The sequence below is a fragment of the Streptomyces sp. ATLC9 genome (genome assembly GCF_057196705.1).
The window spans coordinates 1-1,622 of record NZ_JBXUOY010000489.1; the positions used below are offsets into that span (position 1 = coordinate 1).

1 protein-coding gene and 1 pseudogene are annotated in these 1,622 nt (G+C 77.9%); both read left to right on the top strand.

Annotated features, from left to right (window positions below; genetic code table 11):
- A pseudogene (locus tag AC2CJA_RS26555) lies at positions 1-847 on the top strand (hypothetical protein); the annotation flags it as partial.
- A gap of 93 nt (positions 848-940) precedes the next feature.
- Complete coding sequence (locus AC2CJA_RS26560) at positions 941-1,516, top strand: potassium channel family protein (RefSeq protein ID WP_484605197.1); 576 nt, start codon at positions 941-943, stop codon at positions 1,514-1,516.
- Positions 1,517-1,622 lie beyond the last annotated feature (106 nt).

Here is a 1,622-nt window from a genome sequence, read left to right on the forward strand (position 1 = left end):
CGCCTGGCGCGGCCGGGGCAGGATCGCCGCCGTGGCCGCGGGCGCCGCGGCGGGCGCGCTGCCGTGGGCGGTGGAGGCGTGGCTGCGGTTCGGCGGGGTGGCACAGCGCCTCGCCGAGGCGAGCGAGGTCCAGGGCGGCATGCGGCCGGTGCTGTCGGTGGCCGACCACCTCACCTCGCTGGACGGTCCGCTGCTGTGCCGCCCCTGCACCGGCGACGGGGTGTGGTGGGCGGCCGCGGCCTGGTGGCCGCTGCTGGGGCTGCTCGCCGCGCTGGGACTGCTCGCGGCGCACCGCACCCGTACGCCGTGGAGCATGGCCGGCGCGGGGGACGCGGCACCGCTGTGGCTGGCCGCGGCCACGGCCGCCTCGCTCATGGCGCAGTACTTCCTCCTGCTGCCCTACGCCGCGCCGCGCTTCCTGCTGCCCGGCTACGCGCTGCTGGCCGTGCCCGCCGCCCTCGGCCTGCTCCGTCTCGCCGACCGGGCCCGCCGCTCGGCGCCGGCGGCCGTCGTCCTCACCGCCGTGCTGGCGGGCCACCTGGTCGGCCAGGCCACCCTGGCGCACACCCACGCGGGCGTCCAGAGGCAGGCGCGCGAGGACTGGCAGCGCATCGCGGCGGTGCTCCACGCGCACGGCGTACGCGCCCCGTGCGCGGTCACGGGCAACGAAGCGGCGATCCCCGTCGCGCACGCCGCGGGCTGCGTCAGAACGGATCCGCGCGCCCCCCAGCGGTCCGACGCGGTGGTCATGCGCCGGGCGGACCCGCCGCCCTGGGCGCGCGACTGGCCGCGCCACCCGGTGCCGGACACCTACAAGAGCGGCTGGACGGTGTCGGTCCGCCCCTGACACCCCGGCGGCCCCGGAGCGTCCCGGGCCGCCGCCCGCCGAAGCCCCCGCGGGCCGCGCCCGAACCAGAACCGGAACCACCGGGAGACGCGCATGCCGCCACCCGACCCGTCCCGCCGACCGCCCCCGGACAGCCGGGAGGGCGTCCGCGCCGCCCACGGCATCCCCGCGGTGATCGCCGCGGTGCGGCTGGCCTTCATCACCGCCGCCCTCCTGGCCGCGTACTACCTGCTGCCCGTGGACAAGGAGTTCACCGGCGGCACGGCCGTCATCCTCGTCCTGGGACTGCTCGCCGTCCTCGCCCTGTTCCTCTGGGAGATCCGCGAGATCGAGCACTCCCTCCGCCCGATCCTGCGGGCGGCCGAGGCACTGGTGAGCGTGCTGCTGCTGTTCCTGCTGCTCTTCGCGACCGTCTACCACCTCCTGGAGAGGGCCGAGCCGGGCAGCTTCAGCGAACCCCTCACCCGCACCGACGCCCTGTACTTCGCGCTCACGACGTTCGCCACCGTCGGCTACGGCGACATCACCGCACGCTCCCAGCCTGCCCGGGTCATCGTGATGGTCCAGATGACCGGCGGCCTGCTGCTGGTGGGCGTCGCGGCCCGGCTCGTGGTCGACACGGTCAAGTCGGCGCTGCGCCGCCGGGCGCCCTCCGATCCGGAGACGTGAACCACGAGCCGTACGCCGCCCGGCCCGGCTCCTCGTACCGGGGGGGGGGGGGGGGGGGGCCCGCGGGCCGCCCCCCCCCCGGGCGCGGGGGGGGGGCGGGGCCGGC